A 19,808-nucleotide genomic window follows, 5' to 3' on the forward strand; every position below is an offset into this window, starting at 1 on the left:
ATGACCCGCCACACACTCTCCGTCCTGGTCGAGGACAAGCCCGGCGTGCTGACCCGCGTGGCCAGCCTCTTCGCCCGGCGCGCCTTCAACATCAACTCCCTGGCCGTCGGCCCGACCGAGGTCGCCGGCATCTCCCGGATGACCGTCGTCGTCGACGCCGACGGCGAGCTGATCGAGCAGGTCACGAAGCAGCTGAATAAGCTGGTCAACGTGATCAAGATCGTCGAGCTCACCCCAGAATCTTCCGTACAGCGCGACCACATCCTGGTCAAGGTACGGGCGGACGCCGCAACCCGGCTGCAGGTAACCCAGGCAGCCGACCTCTTCCGCGCATCGGTGGTCGACGTCTCCACAGAGTCGGTCGTCATCGAGGCCACCGGCCACCCCGACAAGCTCACGGCACTGCTCTCGGTGCTGGAGCCCTTTGGCATCCGCGAAATCGTGCAGTCCGGCACCCTGGCCGTCGGCCGCGGGTCCCGCTCGATGAGCGACCGGGCCCTGCGCTCCGCGTAGGCCGCGCCGCACCTGCAGCACAGCGCCACACGAATTCACAGACAACACCCCACGAATCCATTAATAAGGAGACACCCCAGTGACTGAAATGTTTTACGACGACGACGCCGACCTGTCGATCATCCAGGGCCGCACCGTCGCCGTGATCGGTTACGGATCCCAGGGCCACGCCCACGCCCTCAGCCTGCGCGATTCCGGTGTTGACGTCCGCGTCGGACTCAAGGAAGGCTCGAAGTCCCGCGCGAAGGCCGAGGCGGAAGGCCTGCGTGTCCTCAACGTCGCCGACGCCGTCGCCGAGGCCGACCTGATCATGGTCCTCACCCCGGACCAGGTCCAGCGCCACGTCTACGCCGAGGACATCGCCCCGAACCTGCAGGCCGGTGACGCCCTGTTCTTCGGCCACGGCTTCAACATCCGCTACGGCTACATCCAGCCGCCGGCCGATGTCGACGTCGCCCTGGTCGCCCCGAAGGGCCCGGGCCACATCGTCCGCCGCGAATTCGAGGCCGGCCGCGGCGTGCCGGACCTGATCGCCGTCGAGCAGAACCCGTCCGGCAAGGCCAAGGAACTGGCCCTGTCCTACGCCAAGGCCATCGGCGGCACCCGCGCCGGCGTCATCGAGACCACCTTCACCGAAGAGACCGAAACCGACCTCTTCGGCGAGCAGGCGGTCCTCTGCGGCGGCGCCTCGCAGCTGATCATGTACGGCTTCGAGACCCTGACCGAGGCCGGCTACAAGCCCGAGGTCGCCTACTTCGAGGTGCTGCACGAGCTCAAGCTGATCGTCGACCTGATGGTCGAGGGCGGCATCGCCAAGCAGCGCTGGAGCGTCTCCGACACCGCCGAGTACGGCGACTACGTCTCCGGCCCGCGGGTCATCACCCCCGAGGTGAAGGAGAACATGAAGGCCGTCCTCAAGGACATCCAGGACGGCACCTTCGCCAAGCGGTTCATCGATGACCAAGACGCCGGCGCACCGGAGTTCAAGGAACTTCGCAAGAAGGGTGAGGACCACCCGATCGAGGCCACCGGCCGGGAACTGCGCAAGCTCTTCTCCTGGATCAAGAACGAAGACGACTACACCGAAGGATCAGTCGCCCGCTAGGGAACTGACCGGCAGGGGGAGCCGGACACCCGCAACGGGGGTCCGGCTTTCCCTGTGTTTACCTGCACCATCTGTTTACCCGCACCATCGATTCACCAAAATCCCCACCTGAATACAAGAGAGCTAAAGAGGTCACCGGTGACAAGCACCAAACCTGTCGTACTCCTCGCCGAGGAACTTTCGCCCGCCACAGTCGAGGCCCTCGGCCCGGACTTCGAGATCCGCCAGACCGACGGCGCCGACCGTTCCCAGCTGCTCTCGGCGATCGCCGACGTGGACGCGATCCTGATCCGCTCGGCCACCCAGGTCGACGCCGAGGCCATCGCCGCGGCAAAGAACCTCAAGGTCATCGCCCGCGCCGGCGTCGGACTCGACAATGTGGACATCAAGGCCGCCACCCAGGCCGGCGTCATGGTGGTCAACGCCCCGACGTCAAACATCGTCTCCGCCGCGGAACTGACCGTCGGCCACATCCTGAGCCTGGCCCGGCACATCCCGCAGGCCTCCGCGGCGCTCAAGGACGGCGAGTGGAAGCGCTCCAAGTACACCGGTACCGAACTGTTCGAGAAGAAGATCGGCATCATCGGCCTCGGCCGCATCGGCGCCCTGGTCGCGGCCCGGCTGAAGGGCTTCGACACCAAGATCCTCGCCTATGACCCCTACATCACCTCCGCCCGGGCCGCCCAGCTCGGTGTGCAGCTGGTGACCCTGGACGAGCTGCTGGCCCAGTCCGACTTCATCACCATCCACATGCCCAAGACGCCGGAAACGGTCGGCATGCTCGGCGCCGACGCGTTCCGGAAGATGAAGCCCACCGCGCACGTCGTCAACGTCGCCCGCGGCGGCTTGGTGGATGAGGAAGCCCTCTACACCGCGCTGGAGTCCGGCGAGATCGCCGGCGCCGGTGTCGACGTGTTCGTCAAGGAGCCAAGCACCGACCTGCCCTTCTTCAAGCTCGACAACGTGGTGGTCACCCCGCACCTGGGCGCCTCCACCGACGAGGCCCAGGAGAAGGCCGGCGTCTCGGTGGCCCGGTCCGTCCGCCAGGCCCTGGCCGGCGAGCTGGTCCCGGATGCCGTGAACGTCGCCGGCGGCGTGATCGCCCCCGACGTGCGCCCGGGCATCCCGCTGATCGAGAAGCTCGGCCGGATCTTCACCGCCATGACCCACGCGTCGCTGACCCAGTTCGACGTGGAGGTCGCCGGCGAGATCTCCGAACTGGACGTCAAGGTCCTCGAACTCGCCGCGCTCAAGGGCATCTTCGCCGACGTCGTCACCGAGCAGGTCTCCTACGTCAACGCCCCGGTGATCGCCGAGCAGCGCGGCATCAACGTCCGGCTGATCACCACCCCGGACACCGAGTCCTACCGCAACGTCCTGACCCTGCGCGGGGCGCTCAGCGACGGCAGCCAGATCTCCGTGGCCGGCACCCTGACCGGGCCCAAGCAGATCGAGAAGCTGGTCGGCATCAACGGCTTCGAGGTCGAAATCCCGATCAGCGAGCACCTCGTGGTGGTCGCCTACTCGGACCGCCCCGGCGTGATCGGCACCATCGGCCACATCCTCGGCATGAACAACATCAACATCGCCGGCATGCAGGTGGCCCGGCAGGCCGAGGGCGGCCAGGTGCTCGCCCTGCTGACCATCGACAGCTCCGTGCCCCAGCAGGTCCTCGACGCCATCAAGGCCGGCATCGGCGCCGAGATGGTGCGCGAAGTGGACCTCGAGGACTAAGCACCCTTACCGGTTTGCCTGCGGCGGCGCGTCCGCCGCAGGCGTCCGGGAACCACCGGCCGGTCTGCGTACAATAGCTACGTCCGATTCCAGGATGTGGCCGGCAGACCGGCCTTTACTTTTGCACGCCCGGCAGGGGAAGCCTTCTCATCCGCGCCGAGAACCCGCGGACCACGAACAGCGGCGTGTGCACGCAATCCAGCTTTCAGGAGCCCAATGAACGCCGTCCAAAGGTTCATCAGAAGCAGAGTGCTTTTGCTGACCGCGTCCATTTTGATCGTCGCCATGTGCCTGTCCGTCCTCGTGCAGGGACAGTCCCAGGCGGCGCTCAACCGCACCGTCGACCAGAACTCGCGCGGCCTCTACGACATCCTGGTCCAGGCCAAGGCCAGCTCGTCCGGGGCACTGATGCAGCCGGACATCGCCACCGGCCAGGGCGGCATCGGCTTCGACCAGCTCGACGCCATCCGGAAGCTCTCCGGCACCTCCGTCGCCGCGCCGATCAGCCTGGTCTCGCGCGTCTCGCAGAACCTGGAAGCACCCCGCCTCGACGCCACCGACTACCTGGGCTACAACGCCGGCCTGGCCGGCACCGCCGGCGACCCCACCGCCACGGACCCCTCCAAGTGGCCAGCCGCGCAGTCCGTCCTGAGTGACACCCCGAAGAAGTACCGCCTGACCGCCAGTGCCGTCAGCTCCAACGGCTCCAGCGAGCAGACGCTGTTCAAGACCACCGCCGAGGGCACCCTCGGCAAGGGCAAGCTGGTCGAGGAACAGGTCGCCGGCGGCAAGAACGTCCGCATCGCGGGTCCGGCGGGGGAGACCGGCATCAAGTTCCCGGCCCCGGCTGGCGGCTCCGAGCACACCCTCTTCAACCTCTCCGTGGCGCTGCCCCTGGCGCCGCAGGTCACCGAGTCCGTGGTCGCCGTCGACCCCGTCGCCGAGCGCGCCCTGCTGGGCGGTGCCGGCGACTTCCTGGCACCCCTGGAGAAGGCCCCGCCCGCCGACGCCCGCGACGCCGGCGCGATCGGCCGCCACTTCGAGAGCCTCTTCACCAGCGGCATCACCATGGACCAGCTCAAGGAAGGCCCCGACTTCCTGGGCGTGAAGCTCAAGTACTGGGCGCCGCTGATGACCCAGTACCAGCAGGCCAAGAACGCCGGCCAGCTCACCGCCGACTCGCAGGCAATCCCGCTGATCGTCCGCTCCGGCACCTCCCTGGACCTGAAGTACTCGGTCAAGATCGAGGAAATCGACAACGCCGGCAACGTCACCAAGGACGTCGGCACCGTGACCCGGTCGCTGGACAAGGACTACCTTCCGTTCGTCTCGAAGGCCCCTTTCGACCTGGCCTGGCCCGGCTCCAAGGACCTCAGCTCGCTGATGGGGGACACCGGCGGCTTCGGCCAGGGCCTCTACAACCCCGCCATCTGGAGCACCGACTTCGCCACCGCGCCCAAGTACAAGGACGGCCAGACCGCCGGCAACGGCGCCGTCGAAAAGTCAGCCGTCCCCGGTGAATGGGTCACCGTGAACCGGCTCCCCGAGAAGGGCGCCAACGGCGCCGCCGTCGACCAGACCCAGCGCACCCCGGTGGACGAGCGCTCCTACCGGGAGAACCTGCAGACGGGCAAGAAGCCGGCCACGCCGCTGCCTATGGTCTACGGCACCTTTGATCCGGCCAAGGTCCAGGAGGCCGCCGGCGACGTCAACCGCCTCCCGCTGGGCGGCTACGACCCGACGCCGATGACCCTGACCAAGGACGGCTCCGGCAAGGACACCACCCCCACCGCCCTGAAGCCCTCGCTCAGCGCCACGGGCCTGGTTAGCCAGTCCGCCGGCGCCATCACCGACTACTATGGCCTGGCCGCCGCCCGCGGCTACGACAAGAACGCCTCCGTCATCGACGCCGTGCGGGTCCGCGCCAAGGTCGACGGCACCTGGAAGCAGGCGCAGCCCGAGGTCGAGAAGCTCGCCAACCAGATCCGGGACATGGGCCTGGAGGCCACCGTGGTGGCAGGCTCCGCCCGCGAGGACGCCAGCATCTTCGTGCCCGGCTACTCCAAGGACGACGCCGGCAAGGAATCCCCGCTGGGCACCGTCACGCAGTCGTGGGTGCGGCAGAACGCGGCCGACGCCGTGTCCGGCTCGCTCTCGGGCACCAACCTCACCTTGCTGTTCCTGACCCTCTGCGGGGCCGCCCTGCTGACCGGCGCCTCCACCGTGAGCTACGTCCGCAAGCGCCGCCGCGAGGCCGGAACCCTGCGCGCCATGGGCTGGACCCAGCGCCGGATCCGCACCTGGGTGCTCGCCGAGTTCGGCGTCGGCGCCGCGGCGCTGGCCGCCGCCGGGATCATCCTGAGCCTGGTCAGCTGGAACCCGGCCACCGCGATCGTCTCCGCCTCGGTCCTGGTGCTCTACTGCGCCGCGGCCTTCTTCGCGGCCCAGCAGCTGCGCCACCGCGAGGTGATCGACCAGGAACCGCAGCATGACGAGCGGCTCATCCCGGTCGACTCCCCGCTGACCTTCGCCAGCCGGCAGCTGAGCACCAACAAGTTCAACACCGGCTCCCTGGCGATCGCCGTCGGCGTCTTCGGCGCCGCGGTGGGCGGCCTCGCCGCCCTGCTGATCGACATCCCGCGCGCTGCCGGCGCCAGCGCCCTCAGCGGCATGGCCGCCGCCAGCATCGCCCTGCCCAGCATCATCCTGGGCATCTCCGGGGTTGCCGTGGGCCTGCTGCTGACCATGGTCACCGGCCGGTTCGAGCTCGCCGCCAAGCGCCAGTACCTGGGCACGCTGCAGGCGATGGGCTGGAACCCGGACATGCTGGGCCAGGTCCGCTTCTTCGAAAATGCCATGGTGGGAACCATCGCCCTGCCCCTGGGCGTCCTCGGTGCCCTGGGCGTGGGCCTCATCCTCGCCCCCTACGCCGCACTCTGGGCCGCCGTCGCCGGCCTGGTCGCGGTCCTCTGCTGGATCCCGATTGCAACGAAAGTAGTCCAATGACCAACGAGCTGAACCTTGACCGGGAAGCACACGACCGGATGACCACCAGCACCCGCCGTGCGGCGGCGCAGAAGACCCGCGCCAACACGATCGTGCGGCCGACGGACCACGCCACGCCGCTGGAGCTGAGCAACATCACCATCCACTACGGCGGCGGCAAGAACGGCGCCGAGGCCGTCAACGTCGTGGATGACTTCAACATGACGCTGCACGCCGGCGAGATGCACTGCGTCGCCGGCCGCTCCGGCTCCGGCAAGACCAGCATCCTCACCGTCGGCGCGGGCCTGACCCTGCCGACGTCGGGCCGGGTCTTCTGGGAGGGTGACTCGCTGGAGACCATGGGCGACGACGAGATCGCCGACCGCCGCCGCGCGCTGATCGGCTACGTGGACCAGGGCGGCGCCCTGATCGACGGCATGAGCGCGCTGGAGAACGTCCTGCTGCCGGCCGTCCCCGACGGAGAGGTCGAACAGCGCCGCGACATGGCCAAGGACCTCTTGGACCTGGTGGGCCTGGGCCGGCGCATGCGCCACCGCCCCGCCCAGCTCTCCGGCGGTGAACGCCAGCGCGTGGCGATCGCCCGTGCGCTGATCTTGGGCACCCGCGTGCTCGTGGTGGACGAACCGACCGCCAGCCTGGACCGGGCCTCGGCCAACCGCATCATCAGCATCCTCAAGGACACCACCTCGGACGGCATCGCCGTGCTGGTCGCTTCACATGACCACGAACTTGTCCGCCAGAGCGATACCCTCACCGAACTGATTTAGGTTTAACCCGTGACGTCTTCCGAAAAGCCCCCGTTCTACATCACCACCGCCATCACCTACCCGAACGGCGTACCGCACATCGGCCACGCCTACGAATACATCGCCACCGATGCGATGGCACGGTTCAAGCGGCTGGACGGCTACGACGTCTTCTTCCTCACCGGGACCGACGAGCACGGGATGAAGATCGCCCAGACGGCCGAGAAGGAAGGCATTTCGCCCAAGGAACTGGTCGACCGGAACGCGGAAATCTACCAGGCCGCGCACGCTGCCTTGGGCATCTCCTACGACCGCTTCATCCGGACCACGGACGCCGACCACTACGCCGCGTCGCAGGCCATCTGGAAGAAGATGGAAGCGAACGGGGACATTTACCTGTCCAACTACGAGGGCTGGTATTCGGTCCGCGACGAGGCCTACTACGGCGAAGACGAGACCGTGGTCAAGGATGACGGCCTCCGCTACTCGCGGGAGACGGACACGCCGGTCACCTGGACCGCCGAGGAGAGCTACTTCTTCCGGCTCTCGGCCTACCAGGACAAGCTGCTGGCCCTGTACGAGGCACACCCCGAGTTCGGGGCGCCGCAGTCCCGCTTCAACGAGGTCATCAGCTTCGTCAAGCGCGGCCTGGAGGACCTCTCCATCAGCCGGACCACCTTCGACTGGGGCGTCCCCGTCCCGGGCAGCGACGGGCACGTCATGTACGTGTGGGTGGACGCGCTCACCAACTACCTCACCGGCGTCGGCTACCCCGATCTCGACTCCGAATCCTTCAGGAAGTACTGGCCGGCCGACGTGCACGTGATCGGCAAGGACATCTCCCGGTTCCACGCCATCTACTGGCCCGCCTTCCTGATGTCCGCCGGGCTGGAGCTGCCCAAGCGCATCATGATTCACGGCTTCCTGCACAACAACGGCGTCAAAATGTCCAAGTCGCTCGGCAATGTGGTGGCGCCGGCGGACTTCGTCGCTCAGTACGGCCTGGACCAGGTGCGGTACTTCTTCCTCCGGGAAGTCCCGTTCGGCGCCGACGGCAACTACAACCACGAGGCGATCGTCGGCCGCATGAACGCGGACCTGGCCAACAACTTCGGCAACCTCGCCCAGCGGTCCCTGTCCATGGTCGCCAAGAACTGCGAGGGCAAGGTCCCCGTCCCGGCCGCCTTCAGCGCCGAGGACAACGCCCTGCTGGGACAGGCCCGCGGCCTGCTGGAGACCGCCCGCGCCGCGTTCGAGAAGCAGGAATTCAGCCGCGCGCTGGAGGCCATCTGGAATGTCCTGGGTGACACCAATGCCTACTTCGCCGAGCAGGCTCCGTGGGTGCTGCGGAAGACCGACGTCGAACGGATGAACACGGTCCTCTACGTCACCCTCGAGGTGCTGCGCAACGTCGCCATCCTGGCCCAGCCGGTGATGCCGACGGCGGCCGGCGCCATCCTGGACAGCCTCGGCCAGCCCGAGGGGGAGGCCCGGCAGTTCACGGCGATCGCCACCCCCATCGTGTCCGGCACGGCACTGCCGGCTCCGACGCCTGTCTTCCCGAAATTCGAGGAACCTGCCCAGGCGTGAGCTGCGGCGAACACGAAGGGCCAAGTGCCGCGGCTGTCCGCGGCACCTGGCCCTTTTTTGTCTCACGCCCGGGCGGGGCTCAACGGACCGGCCCGGCCGCTTGGGCGCCGCCCCTACGCGGCGGCGAGCCCCTGGACGGGTGAGAGCCGTGCCGCCCGCCGGGCAGGAATGACCGACGCGAGCAGGCCGGCGACGACGGCTGCCGCAACCACCCCCAGTAGCTGCAGCCACGGCACCGCGGGCGTGACCGCGGCCAGGCTGCCGAGCGCCGACCTGGCGCCCAGCCACCCGTACAGGGTCCCCAGTACAGAGCCGAGCAGGGCCGCGACACCGGACACCAGGGCGGCCTCCACGGCGAGCATCGCCCGAAGTTGCTTCTTGGTCAGGCCAAGCGCCCTGAGCAGGGAGTTCTCCCGGGTCCGTTCCAGGACGGACAGGGACAGGGTGTTGGCTACCCCGATCAGCGCGATCAGCACCGCAACGCCCAACAGGCCCGTGACCACCAGCAGCAGCACGTCGATAACCTCGTTGAAAGTGACCCGCTCTATCGCGGCACCGCTGACCGCCCCGGCGGACACTCCGGTGGCCGAGGCAACGGCTGCCTGGATGTCCTTGATACGGTCCCCGGACAGCTGCCCGCCGCCGGGTGCGTCCGCAAGGCGCACCCAGACGGCGCTGCCGGCACCGCCCCCGCTCAACAAGCCGGACTGCTGCGCGGTCTCGGCGGAGACCAGTGCCGGAATGTTGCGGGTCCGCAGGACCACAGCCTCCAAGGTGACCGTTCCCGTTGCCCCGGTAACGTCGACGCGTCCCGCCCGGGAACCCTCGGGCAGGTAGATCCGCCCGGGCTCCAGGACCAGGGTGGTGTCGCGGAGCACCAGGCCGGCCTCCGCTGTGTCCACAGCGTAGACGGGGTTCTCCGCGCCCTGCCGCCCCACATGCCCCGCGGCCGGCAGCAGCGCCGCAGCCGCAACGCCGTCGATTCCCGCCACTGCGTCACGCTGGGCGGCGGTCAGGTTGTCCGCGGTGACAGCCATGTCCACCGGGTACGTTTCCACGAGAGCGTCATCGAATGCCTGGCGTGCGGTGGCCGCCCCGGTCATCATCAGGGCCACCAGCGTGACCCCGATCAGCAGGGCGGCCGCAGTCACCGACGTCCTCGCGGGGTTTCGGACGGCATTGAGCGCAGCCAGCTTCCCGGGGACGCCGGCGGGAGCCGCCAGCCGTCCCGCCAGGCCCACCAGCCACGGCACGAAAAGCGTGGCGCAGAGCAGCACGCCGACGAAAGACAACACGCCGCCGGCAAACGCCACCACCAGCATCACGCCGGCCGCGCCAAAGGCCAGCAACGGAACGCCCATGGCGAGGGCGGCAAGGCCCAGGACCAGCCGCACCCGGCCGCGCCGGTTCCCGATGCCCGCATCATCGACCGGACGCAGGGCAGCGAGCGGGGCCACCGCCGTCGCCGCCCGGGCAGGGACCATGGCGGCTGCCACGGTCAGGACCGTGCCCACGGCCAGGCCCGCCACAATGGACGACGCCGGCACGGCCATGGTGGCAAAGGCCATGTCCGGCTGCGTCCCCGCCCAGCCAATCAGGGCTGCCATCAGACCGACGGCGGCGAGCACCCCCGCCGCGGAGGACAGCAGGCCCACCACCAGGGCCTCGGCCAGGACGGAATTGCGCACCTGGGCGCGGGCTGCGCCCAGGCACCGGAGCAGGGCGAGTTCCCGGGTGCGCTGGGCCACCAGAACCGCGAAGGTGTTGGAAACCACCAGGCCGGAAACCAGCAGGGCGATCCCCGCGAATGCCAGCAGGACCACTGTCAGTTCGTCCTGGCCACCGGTCAGCATAGCCACTTGGGCCGTGACCTGCTCGTCGGCTGTTTTGACCTGCGATTCGGCGCCGCTGCCGGCAAGCGCTGCAAGCGTGTCCGCCTTGGCTGCGGCAACGTCGGTGCCCGGCTCCAGTGAGAGCTGGATGCCGGCGTAGCCGCCTGCCGCGCCCGGGCCGGAACCGGGGGCCTGGCCGGCCGCCGCCAGTGCACTGACCGCCGAAGTCCCGGTGAGCAGCTGCGGGAGCGCGGAGGAGAACGGATCATGGCTGCCGCGGAGGATCCCGGTGACGGTCATCGCCAACGTGGTGGAACCGTCCGGGACCCCGAGCACCAGGGTGTCGCCGACGTGCAGCCCGTACCGTCCCGCGGTGTCACTGTCCACCGCGACGCCGTCGGCCTGCGACGGCAGGGCACCAACGTCAACGGCGGCTGTTTCCAGGCTCTCCGGCGCCAGGTTGCGGGCCAGAGCGAAGACTTCCTGCCCGCCGGCCGTGAACTTCGTATACGCCTGCAGGCGGCCGTAGGCGTCGCTGACGCCGGGTACCGTGCGGACTGCGGCCAGGGCCCCGTCGCTGAAGGTTCCCTTGTCCGGGGTAGCGATGAGTGCCGCCTTACTGTAGGCCTCACCCAAGCTGGCGCCCAGCGATGCCTTGGTGCTGGCGCCGACCATCAGCGTGGTGGACAGGAAGGCCACCGAGAGCATGACGGCCAGGCCGACGGCGATGAACCGCCGGCTGTGGGACTGGAATTGCGAGAGGGCAACGCGCAGCACGCTCAGCCTCCCAACTTGCCGAGGGCGGAGAGGACGGACCCGGCAGTGGGTTCGGCGATCTCACCCACCAGGTTTCCGTCACTCATCAGCACCACCCGGTCGGCGTAGCTGGCTGCCACGGGATCGTGCGTAACCATGATGATTGTCTGGTCCATTTCCCGGCTGCTTCGGCGCAGCAGTGCCAGGACTTCGCCGCCGGATGTCGAATCAAGGTTTCCCGTGGGTTCATCCCCGAAGACCACGTCGGGCCGGGTCAGGAGTGCCCGGGCCACGGCGACCCGCTGTTGCTGGCCGCCGGAGAGTTCGTGCGGCCGGTGCCGGAGCCTGTCCTTGAGGCCGAGCGTGGACACCACTGTGTCGAACCAGCCGCTGTCGATGGGCTTGTTCGCCAAGGCCAGCGGAAGGGTGATGTTCTGTTCGGCCGTCAGTGTGGGTACCAGGTTGAAGGACTGGAAGACGAATCCAACCCGGTCGCGGCGCAGCGTGGTGAGCTGCTTGTCATTCAGGGCGGTGATATCTGTCCCACCCACCAGGATCTGGCCGGAGTCCGCGGTGTCCAGGCCGGCGAGGCAGTGCATCAGGGTCGACTTGCCTGAGCCGGAGGGGCCCATGATCGCGGTGAAGCGGCCGGCGTCGAAGGTGACGCTGACCTCACGCAGTGCGCTGACGCGGGTGGCGCCGCGGCCGTAGTTCTTGGTCAGGGACAGTGCCTGGACGGCGGGGGAGGAAGAGGCGTTTTCCCTGCTCGAAGCAGGGTGGCCTTGCACGGAAGTTGTCATGGTTCCACGCTATGGCGGGGTGCAGTGCCGGGGGATCGGCCGGCGGGTTGGTCCTGGCGGTATCGGCCTCATACCCAGGTCTGACATTGCCGCTACGGGGACTAGCCGCCGGGGCTGACCACACCGGTCTCGTAGGCGATCACCACCGCCTGGACCCGGTCACGTGCCGCCAGTTTGGCCAGGATATGGCCCACGTGGGTTTTGACGGTCGCTTCGGAGACGAACAGGCCTGCCGCAATCTCCGGATTTGAACGCCCTTGTGCCATGAGGATGAACACCTCACGCTCGCGGGCGGTGAGCCGTCCGACGGCCTCATGGTGTTCGGGCCGCTCGTTGCCCTGGGTGCGCAGCAGCGGCGCGACGTGGTCCAGGAGCCTGCGGGTGGTGGACGGGGCGATCACGGCGTCGCCGCGGTGCACGGTACGAATGGCATCCAGCAATTCCTCCGGCGGGGCGTCCTTGAGGAGGAATCCGCTCGCTCCGGCCTGGATGGCCGACAGCGCGTATTCGTCCAGGTCGAATGTTGTCAGGACGACGACGCGGAGTTCCGACCTGGCTGACCCCGAAGGGGCGGCCGCCGCGCGCTCCATCAGCTGGCGGGTGGCCTCGATGCCGTCCATCCCGGGCATGCGGACGTCCATGAGGACGACGTCGGCAGCCACGGAGCCGATGGCCTGAAGTGCTTCGTTCCCGTTGCCGGCTTCGACCACGACGGCGAGGTCCGGCTGGGAGTTGATCAGCATGCTGAAACCCGAGCGGACCAACTGCTGGTCATCGACCAGCGCCACGCGGATCGGTTCCGTTGAAGTGCGTTCGAACGCCAGTGACATGCTCAGGCCTCGGTGTAGGGGAGGAAAGCGGTGACCTGGAAGCCTCCGCCCGCGGCCGGGCCGGCCGCCAACGAACCATCGTAAAGGTTGATACGTTCCCGCATCCCGCGCAACCCGTTGCCGCCGGCCCCGGCAGCTGTCCCGGCGCTATCGGCTGAGGCGCCCCGGCCGTCGTCGTGCACGTCGATCTGGAGCCCTCTTTGCTGCCACCGCACCGAGGCCCGTGCCTTGGCCACCGGACCTGCGTGCTTGAGGACGTTGGTCAAGGATTCCTGGAGCACCCGGTAGGCCGTAAGCTCGGCACCCGCGGGCAGCGTGCGCCGGGGTGCCCCGGACTGTTCCACGGCGAGCGGCAGCCCGGCCGCGCGGAAGCCGAGGAACAATTCCTCGAGGTCCGCAAGCCCGGGCAAAGGGCGGGTGGCGGATTCATCGCCGTGCCGCAGCACCCCGAGCAGGCGGCGCATTTCCGCCAAGGATGTCCGTGCTGTGGTGGCGACGGTGGCCAGCGTCTCCGTGGCCACGGCCGGGTTGGCTGCCGCGGCATACCGTGCACCGTCGGACTGGGTGATGATCACTGACAGGGAGTGCGCCACAATGTCGTGCATCTCCCGGGCGATGTGGGCGCGTTCATCCGCGGCGGCCAGTGAGCGTTCATGCTGGCGTTCGATTTCAAGCCTTCGGGCCCGGTCCGCCAAGGTCCGCACCTGCTGCCTCCGCACCCGCGTCAAATCCCCGAGCGTCCAGCTGAACAGCACCAGCATCCAGATCAGGACCGTGTAGAGGGCACTTGTCGTGAGGCCAAGGACGCCCGTCTGAACCGTGCTGATCAGGTTGCGGGTCGTCAGCAGCACTCCACCCAGCATGCCCGCACCGAGGACCGCCCGGCTGGCCCAGGCGGGGCCGTAGGCGGCAACCGCGTAGATGGTCAGCGGCACGGCCACCAGGCCGGCGAGGGGTTGCAGGCCGGCGGCCCACAGCACCAGGCACGCCAGCACGACGGCGGCCGCGGCATGCACCGGGCGGGTTCGCCGCCACGCCAGCGGCACCACCAAGGCACTGGACAGTACAAATTGCCAAGGGCGGCCCGCCATGAGGTACGGCGGACCGCAGAACAGCAGGATCGAGAGCATGAGGACCAGGTCCACACGGAACGTGTTGACCCGAAGCCAGTGATAGATCTTGTGCCGTAATTCCACCCCGGAACTCTACGCTCCGGCGGCGGGGCGGCGCCTCATCCCGAGGTCTGATCTCAGTGGCTGACAGAGCGCGGTTCCGCCCCACTCACGTTCTGTCCGGATAGCGAGACAATTTGCCCAGCATATGGATGTCTTGGATACCCTGAAAACATGAGCTCATCCTCCATCGATCTTGCAGTTATTCCCGGCGACGGCATCGGCCCCGAGGTCATTGCCGAGGCGGTGAAAGTGCTGGAGAAGGCCGTGGCTGCCGAGGGCGTGGAGCTCAAGCAGACGCACTATGACCTCGGCGCCGAGCACTGGCTGGCGACGGGGGAGACCCTGCCGGACCACGTCCTCGACGACTTGAAGACCCGCGACGCGATCCTCTTCGGGGCAGTGGGTGCCGCCCCCGGCGACACCCGGATTCCCTCCGGCATCATCGAACGTGAACTGCTGCTCAAGCTGCGCTTCAGCCTGGACCACTTCGTCAACCTGCGGCCTTCACGGTTGTACGGGACGGTGGGCAGCCCGCTGGCCAACCCGGGAACCATCGACTTCATCGTGGTGCGGGAAGGAACCGAGGGGCCCTACGTGGGCAACGGCGGCACACTGCGCTCCGGAACCCCGCACGAGGTAGCCACCGAGGTGTCCCTGAACACCGCCCACGGCGTGGAGCGCGTGGTCCGTGACGCTTTCCGCCGCGCCAGCCTCCGCGAACGCAAGCACGTCACACTGGTGCATAAGCACAACGTCCTGGTCTTCGCCGGGCACCTGTGGAAGCGGACGGTCGAGGCCGTGGCCCAGGAGTTCCCGGAGGTCAGCCATGACTACCTGCACGTGGACGCCGCCACGATCTTCATGGTCACCGACCCTTCCCGCTTTGACGTGATCGTCACGGACAACCTCTTCGGCGACATCATTACCGACCTCGCCGCCGCCATCACCGGGGGCATCGGACTGGCAGCGTCGGGGAATATCAACATGGACCGCACCGCGCCCTCCATGTTCGAGCCCGTGCACGGCTCTGCGCCGGACATCGCAGGCCAGGGCAAAGCGGACCCCACGGCCGCTATCCTCTCCGCAGCACTGCTGCTGGACCACCTGGGCTTCGCCGAAGCGGCGCGCAAGGTCGAGGCGGCAGTGGTTGCCGACGTCGAAAAGCGCGGCGGCACGGCCCGCAGCACCACCGCCGTCGGTGACGCGATTGCGGCCGGTCTCTAGCTGGTCCCGCCCCGGCGGGTTACCCCGGCATCGGGCGTAAGCTTGACTCGAATCACCAAACGCCGCCTCGCTGTTCAACGCTGAACACGGGGCAGCCGACCATGGAGGAACCATGACCCAGACTGCCCATGGCGTCGAATTCGCGCAGCGGCTCTCGGCGACCCCGAAGTCCGCGGAAGAGCGCGCAGCCATCCTGGCCAACCCGGGATTCGGCGACTACTTCACCGACCACACCGCGATCGTCGACTACAGCGTCGACGCGGAGGGCAAAGGCGGCTGGCACGATGCCCGGATCGAACCCTACGGTCCGATCATGCTGGACCCCTCCGCGGCGGTCCTGCACTACGGCCAGGAAATCTTCGAGGGCCTGAAGGCCTACCGCCACGCGGACGGCTCCGTCTGGACGTTCCGGCCCGAGGCCAACGCCGCCCGGCTGAACAAGTCCGCCCGCCGGCTCGCGCTGCCGGAGCTGCCCGAGGAGTGCTTCCTCGCCGCCATCCGCGAACTGGTCTCCGTCGACCGTGACTGGGTTCCCTCCGGCGACGGCGAGGCCCTGTACCTGCGGCCGTTCATGATCGCCACCGAGGCGTTCCTGGGCGTCCGGGCGGCCCGCGAGGTCTCCTTCCGCGTGATCGCCTCCCCGGCCGGCAACTACTTCGGCGGCGAGCTCAAGCCGGTTTCCATCTGGATCTCCCGCGAATACGCCCGCGCCGGCCGCGGCGGCACCGGTGCCGCCAAGTGTGGCGGCAACTACGCCGCGTCGCTGATCGCCCAGCAGGAGGCCGAGGCCAACGGCTGCAAGCAGGTGCTCTTCCTGGACCAGTTCAACGACAACGCCGTCGAGGAGCTCGGCGGCATGAACGTCTTCTTTGTGATGAAGGACGGCTCGCTGGTCACCCCGGCGCTCTCCGGCACCATCCTCGAGGGCGTCACCCGCTCCTCGGTGATCCAGGTGGCCCGCGACATGGGCCGCGAGGTCACCGAACGGAAGATCACCCTGGACGAGTGGCGCGACGGCGTGGCCTCCGGTGAGATCGCCGAGGTCTTCGCCTGCGGCACCGCCGCCGTGATCACCCCGATCGGCGTGCTCAAGGACGCCACCGAGTTCATCGGCTCCGAGGACGCCAAGGCCGGCGAGACCACCATGGCCATCCGCGAACAGCTGCTCGGCATCCAGACCGGCACGGTCGAGGACACCCACGGCTGGCTGACCCGCCTGGCGTAAGCACTCCGGCCCTGCCCTCCGGGCGGGCGCGGTGGGAAGATGGGACTGTGATCCATGACGACGTTCGGGCCCCGGTCCGGAGTACCGACCTGACCGCCTTCCATCTGGCGCCCAACCCGGGGCCGATGAGCCTGCACGGGACCAACTCGTACGTGCTCTCGGCCCCGGGGGCCTCCGCCGTCGTGGTGGTGGACCCGGGCCCGCTGGATGAGGAGCATCTGGCCGCGCTCGGCCGGGCCGGGACGGTGGAACTGATCCTGATCACCCACCGCCACGCCGACCACACGGCAGCGGCCGCCCGGTTCGCGGAGCTGACCGGCGCCCCCGTGCGGGCCGCCGACCCCGCGCACTGCCACGGCGCCGAACCGCTGGCCGACGGTGAGGTGCTGCACGCCGCCGGCGTCGAGATCCGGGTGCTGGCGACGCCGGGCCACACCTCCGACTCCGTCTGCTTCCATCTGCCCGGCGACGGCGAACACGGCTCGGTCCTCACCGGCGACACCGTCCTTGGCGTCGGGACCACGGTGCTGGACTACCCCGACGGGCGGCTGGGGGACTATCTCGACTCGCTCGACCGGCTGGAGCGGATCGGCCCGGCGACGGTCCTGCCGGCCCACGGGCCCATCCTCCCCGCGCTGGACACGATCGTCCGGGCCTACCGCGACCACCGCCAGGACCGGCTCTCCCAGATCCGCTCCGCCCTGGCCGAACTCGGCGGGGACGCCGGCGTCGTGGAGGTCGCGGACGCGGTCTACGCCGCCGTCGACCCCTCCGTCCGGCCCGCCGCAGAACTGTCCGTCGCCGCGCAGTTGGACTACCTGCGCGGACGGTAGGCTAGGGCGCATGCGTATCGCCCGGTTTGTAGTTGATTCTGATCCCCTTTACGGCATCGTCGAAGGCGAGCCTGGCAGTGAGGTCATCACTGTCATCCACGGCGACCCCTTCTTCAACGGCGTCGAACGGACCTCCGTGAAGCACCAGCTGGAGGACGTCCGCCTGCTCGCGCCGATCATCCCGCGCAGCAAGGTCGTCGGCGTCGGCCGCAACTTCGTGGAGCACGCCCACGAACTCGGCAACGAGGTGCCCGCCCAGCCGCTGCTGTTCCTCAAGCCCAACACCTCCGTGGTGGGCCCGAACGACCCCGTGGTCCTGCCCGAGTTCTCCGAGGAGATCTCCTTCGAGGCCGAACTGTGCGTCGTGATCGGCCGGATCTGCAAGGACGTCCCCGAGGAGCGTGTGGACGACGTCGTCTTCGGCTACACCTGCGGCAACGACCTCACCGCCCGGGACGTCCAGAAGACCGACCTGCAGTGGGCCCGCGCCAAGGGCTTCGACACGTCCGCCCCGCTGGGCCCCTGGATCGAAACCGAACTGGACACCGAGGACCTGCAGATCCAGGGCCGCCTGAACGGCGAACTGCGCCAGGACGGCAACACCAACCAGATGATCCGCGGTGTCCGCGAGCTGGTCTCGATCGTCTCGCACGCCTTCACCCTGCTGCCCGGCGACGTCATCATGACCGGCACCCCCGCCGGCGTCGGCCTCGTCCAGGCCGGGGACCGCTACGAGGTGGAGATCGAGGGCATCGGACGCCTCTCCAACCCGATCGTCCGCCGGTAGGAAACCGCGCCGATTTCGGACAGCCGCACCGTGGAGCCACGGTGCGGCTGTCCGTTTTCACAGCGGGAACGGGTACCGGGCACGCGGTAAAGTTGGTACCACTATGACTACTTCCACCGCGCCCGACGCCGTCTCCAGTTCTGCCACCACGGATCCGAACCGTGAAGCCTCCCGCGAAGTCACCGCGGACACCCCGGTCCGGGTCCGGTTCTGCCCCTCGCCCACAGGAACCCCGCACGTCGGCCTGATCCGCACCGCCCTGTTCAACTGGGCCCACGCTAAGCACACCAAGGGCACGTTCGTCTTCCGGATCGAGGACACGGACGCGGCGCGCGACTCGGAGGAGAGCTACCAGCAGCTGCTGGAGGCGCTGAAGTGGCTCGGCATCAGCTGGGAAGAGGGCGTCGAGGTGGGCGGCCCGCACGAGCCCTACCGGCAGTCGCAGCGCCTGGACCTCTACAAGGACGTGGTGGCCAAGCTCGTCGCCGGCGGCTACGCCTACGAGTGCTACTCCTCCCCGGAGGAGGTCGAGGCCCGCCACCGCGCCGCCGGCCGCGACCCGAAGCTTGGCTACGACAACTTCGACCGGAACCTCTCAGAGGAACAGCTCGCCGCGTTCCAGGCCGAGGGCCGGCAGCCGGTGTTGCGGATGCGGATGCCCGACGAGGACGTCACCTTCACCGACATGGTCCGCGGCGAGATCACCTTCAAGGCCGGCAGCATCCCGGACTACGTGATCGTCCGCGCCGACGGTTCGCCGCTCTACACCCTGGTCAACCCGGTGGACGACGCGCTGATGGGCATCACCCACGTCCTCCGCGGCGAGGACCTGCTCTCTTCCACACCCCGCCAGGTGGTGCTGTTCCGCGCGCTGATGGAGATCGGCGTGGCCAGCTACCTGCCCGAGTTCGGCCACCTGCCCTACGTCATGGGCGAGGGCAACAAGAAGCTCTCCAAGCGCGACCCGCAGTCCAACCTCTTCCTGCTGCGCGACCGCGGCTTCATCCCCGAGGGCCTGCTTAACTACCTCTCCCTGCTGGGCTGGAGCCTCTCCGCGGACGAGGACATCTTCACCGTGGAGCAGCTGATCGAGAACTTCGACGTCCACGACGTGCTGGCCAACCCGGCCCGCTTCGACCTCAAGAAGGCCGAGGCCATCAACGGCACGCACATCCGCATGCTCGACGCCGAGGACTTCCGCGGCCGGCTGGTCCCGTACCTGCAGGCCGCCGGCCTGGTGGGGGAGACGCTCACCGCGCGCGAAGAGGAGATCCTCGCCGAGGCTGCGCCGCTGATCCAGGAGCGCATCTCGCTCCTCGGCGAAGCGCCCGAGATGCTCGCCTTCCTCTTCAAGGCCGACGACGCGGTGGACGTGGCCGACGACGCCCGCAAGGGACTCCCGGAGAACCTCACCGAAGTCCTCGACGCCGCACTGGCCTCGCTGGAACCGCTGCAGGAGTGGACCGCGGAGAGCATCCAGGCCGCCCTGAAGGAATCGCTGGTCGAGGGCCTCGGCGTCAAGCCCCGGCTGGCGTTCGGCCCGGTCCGCACGGCCATCTCCGGCCGCCGGATCTCCCCGCCGCTGTTCGAGTCCATGGTCATCCTGGGCCGGGACTCGTCCCTGGCCCGCCTGCGCGCCTTCCGCGGCTGAT

At 68.6% G+C, this 19,808-nt stretch carries 15 protein-coding genes; 11 read left to right on the forward strand and 4 right to left on the reverse strand.

The features are described from left to right. From ilvN to metG, 6 genes are all read left to right on the forward strand, one after another. Nucleotides 1–513, forward strand: coding sequence for an acetolactate synthase small subunit (gene ilvN, locus ACFVY3_RS03740; RefSeq protein WP_290257479.1), 513 nt, complete (start codon nt 1–3; stop codon nt 511–513). A 79-nt stretch (nt 514–592) separates the two neighbouring features. After that, nucleotides 593–1,618 (forward strand): ketol-acid reductoisomerase, encoded by a 1,026-nt coding sequence (gene ilvC, locus ACFVY3_RS03745; RefSeq protein ID WP_364134890.1) that lies wholly within the window; start codon nt 593–595, stop codon nt 1,616–1,618. Nucleotides 1,619–1,756: 138 nt separating this feature from the next. Then, nucleotides 1,757–3,352 (forward strand): phosphoglycerate dehydrogenase, encoded by a 1,596-nt coding sequence (gene serA / locus ACFVY3_RS03750; RefSeq protein ID WP_400158802.1) that lies wholly within the window; start codon nt 1,757–1,759, stop codon nt 3,350–3,352. A 216-nt stretch (nt 3,353–3,568) separates the two neighbouring features. Then, nucleotides 3,569–6,358, forward strand: a complete 2,790-nt coding sequence (locus tag ACFVY3_RS03755) for an FtsX-like permease family protein (RefSeq protein WP_400158803.1) — start codon at nt 3,569–3,571, stop codon at nt 6,356–6,358. Continuing rightward, nucleotides 6,355–7,125, forward strand: a complete 771-nt coding sequence (locus ACFVY3_RS03760; protein ID WP_377970056.1) for an ABC transporter ATP-binding protein — start codon at nt 6,355–6,357, stop codon at nt 7,123–7,125. The genes ACFVY3_RS03755 and ACFVY3_RS03760 overlap by 4 nt, the downstream gene beginning before the upstream one ends. A 9-nt stretch (nt 7,126–7,134) precedes the next feature. After that, nucleotides 7,135–8,694 carry a methionine--tRNA ligase gene (gene metG, locus ACFVY3_RS03765; RefSeq protein ID WP_400158804.1) on the forward strand — a complete coding sequence of 520 codons (1,560 nt, stop codon included), beginning with the start codon at nt 7,135–7,137 and terminating at the stop codon, nt 8,692–8,694. Between the two features lie 113 nt (nt 8,695–8,807). Here metG and ACFVY3_RS03770 read toward each other — a convergent pair whose 3' ends face one another. The 4 genes from ACFVY3_RS03770 to ACFVY3_RS03785 all read right to left on the reverse strand — a co-directional run bounded on the left by ACFVY3_RS03770 (nt 8,808) and on the right by ACFVY3_RS03785 (nt 14,108). Further along, complete coding sequence (locus ACFVY3_RS03770) at nt 8,808–11,303, reverse strand: FtsX-like permease family protein (RefSeq protein WP_400158805.1); 2,496 nt, start codon at nt 11,301–11,303, stop codon at nt 8,808–8,810. A gap of 2 nt (nt 11,304–11,305) precedes the next feature. After that, on the reverse strand, nt 11,306–12,082 hold the full coding sequence (locus ACFVY3_RS03775; protein ID WP_400158806.1) for an ABC transporter ATP-binding protein: 777 nt from the start codon (nt 12,080–12,082) through the stop codon (nt 11,306–11,308). Between the two features lie 101 nt (nt 12,083–12,183). After that, on the reverse strand, nt 12,184–12,912 hold the full coding sequence (locus ACFVY3_RS03780) for a response regulator (RefSeq protein WP_400158807.1): 729 nt from the start codon (nt 12,910–12,912) through the stop codon (nt 12,184–12,186). A 2-nt stretch (nt 12,913–12,914) separates the two neighbouring features. Then, on the reverse strand, nt 12,915–14,108 hold the full coding sequence (locus ACFVY3_RS03785) for a sensor histidine kinase (RefSeq protein WP_400158808.1): 1,194 nt from the start codon (nt 14,106–14,108) through the stop codon (nt 12,915–12,917). 150 nt (nt 14,109–14,258) lie between these two features. Here ACFVY3_RS03785 and ACFVY3_RS03790 point away from each other — a divergent pair, with 150 nt between their 5' ends. The 5 genes from ACFVY3_RS03790 to gltX all read left to right on the forward strand — a co-directional run bounded on the left by ACFVY3_RS03790 (nt 14,259) and on the right by gltX (nt 19,807). After that, nucleotides 14,259–15,311, forward strand: coding sequence for a 3-isopropylmalate dehydrogenase (locus ACFVY3_RS03790; protein WP_400158809.1), 1,053 nt, complete (start codon nt 14,259–14,261; stop codon nt 15,309–15,311). A 112-nt stretch (nt 15,312–15,423) separates the two neighbouring features. Next, nucleotides 15,424–16,536: a branched-chain amino acid aminotransferase gene (locus ACFVY3_RS03795; RefSeq protein WP_400158810.1), complete on the forward strand. Its 1,113-nt coding sequence runs from the start codon at nt 15,424–15,426 to the stop codon at nt 16,534–16,536. Between the two features lie 47 nt (nt 16,537–16,583). Then, the gene (locus tag ACFVY3_RS03800; RefSeq protein WP_364134908.1) at nt 16,584–17,369 is read left to right on the forward strand and encodes an MBL fold metallo-hydrolase; all 786 of its coding nucleotides are present in this window, start codon (nt 16,584–16,586) and stop codon (nt 17,367–17,369) included. A 10-nt stretch (nt 17,370–17,379) separates the two neighbouring features. Then, complete coding sequence (locus ACFVY3_RS03805; protein ID WP_290257489.1) at nt 17,380–18,156, forward strand: fumarylacetoacetate hydrolase family protein; 777 nt, start codon at nt 17,380–17,382, stop codon at nt 18,154–18,156. Nucleotides 18,157–18,259: 103 nt separating this feature from the next. Beyond that, on the forward strand, nt 18,260–19,807 hold the full coding sequence (gene gltX, locus ACFVY3_RS03810; protein ID WP_400158811.1) for a glutamate--tRNA ligase: 1,548 nt from the start codon (nt 18,260–18,262) through the stop codon (nt 19,805–19,807). The last annotated feature ends 1 nt before the right edge of the window (nt 19,808 follow it).

The organism is Arthrobacter sp. BPSS-3 (assembly GCF_044628475.1).
GTDB lineage: Bacteria > Actinomycetota > Actinomycetes > Actinomycetales > Micrococcaceae > Arthrobacter.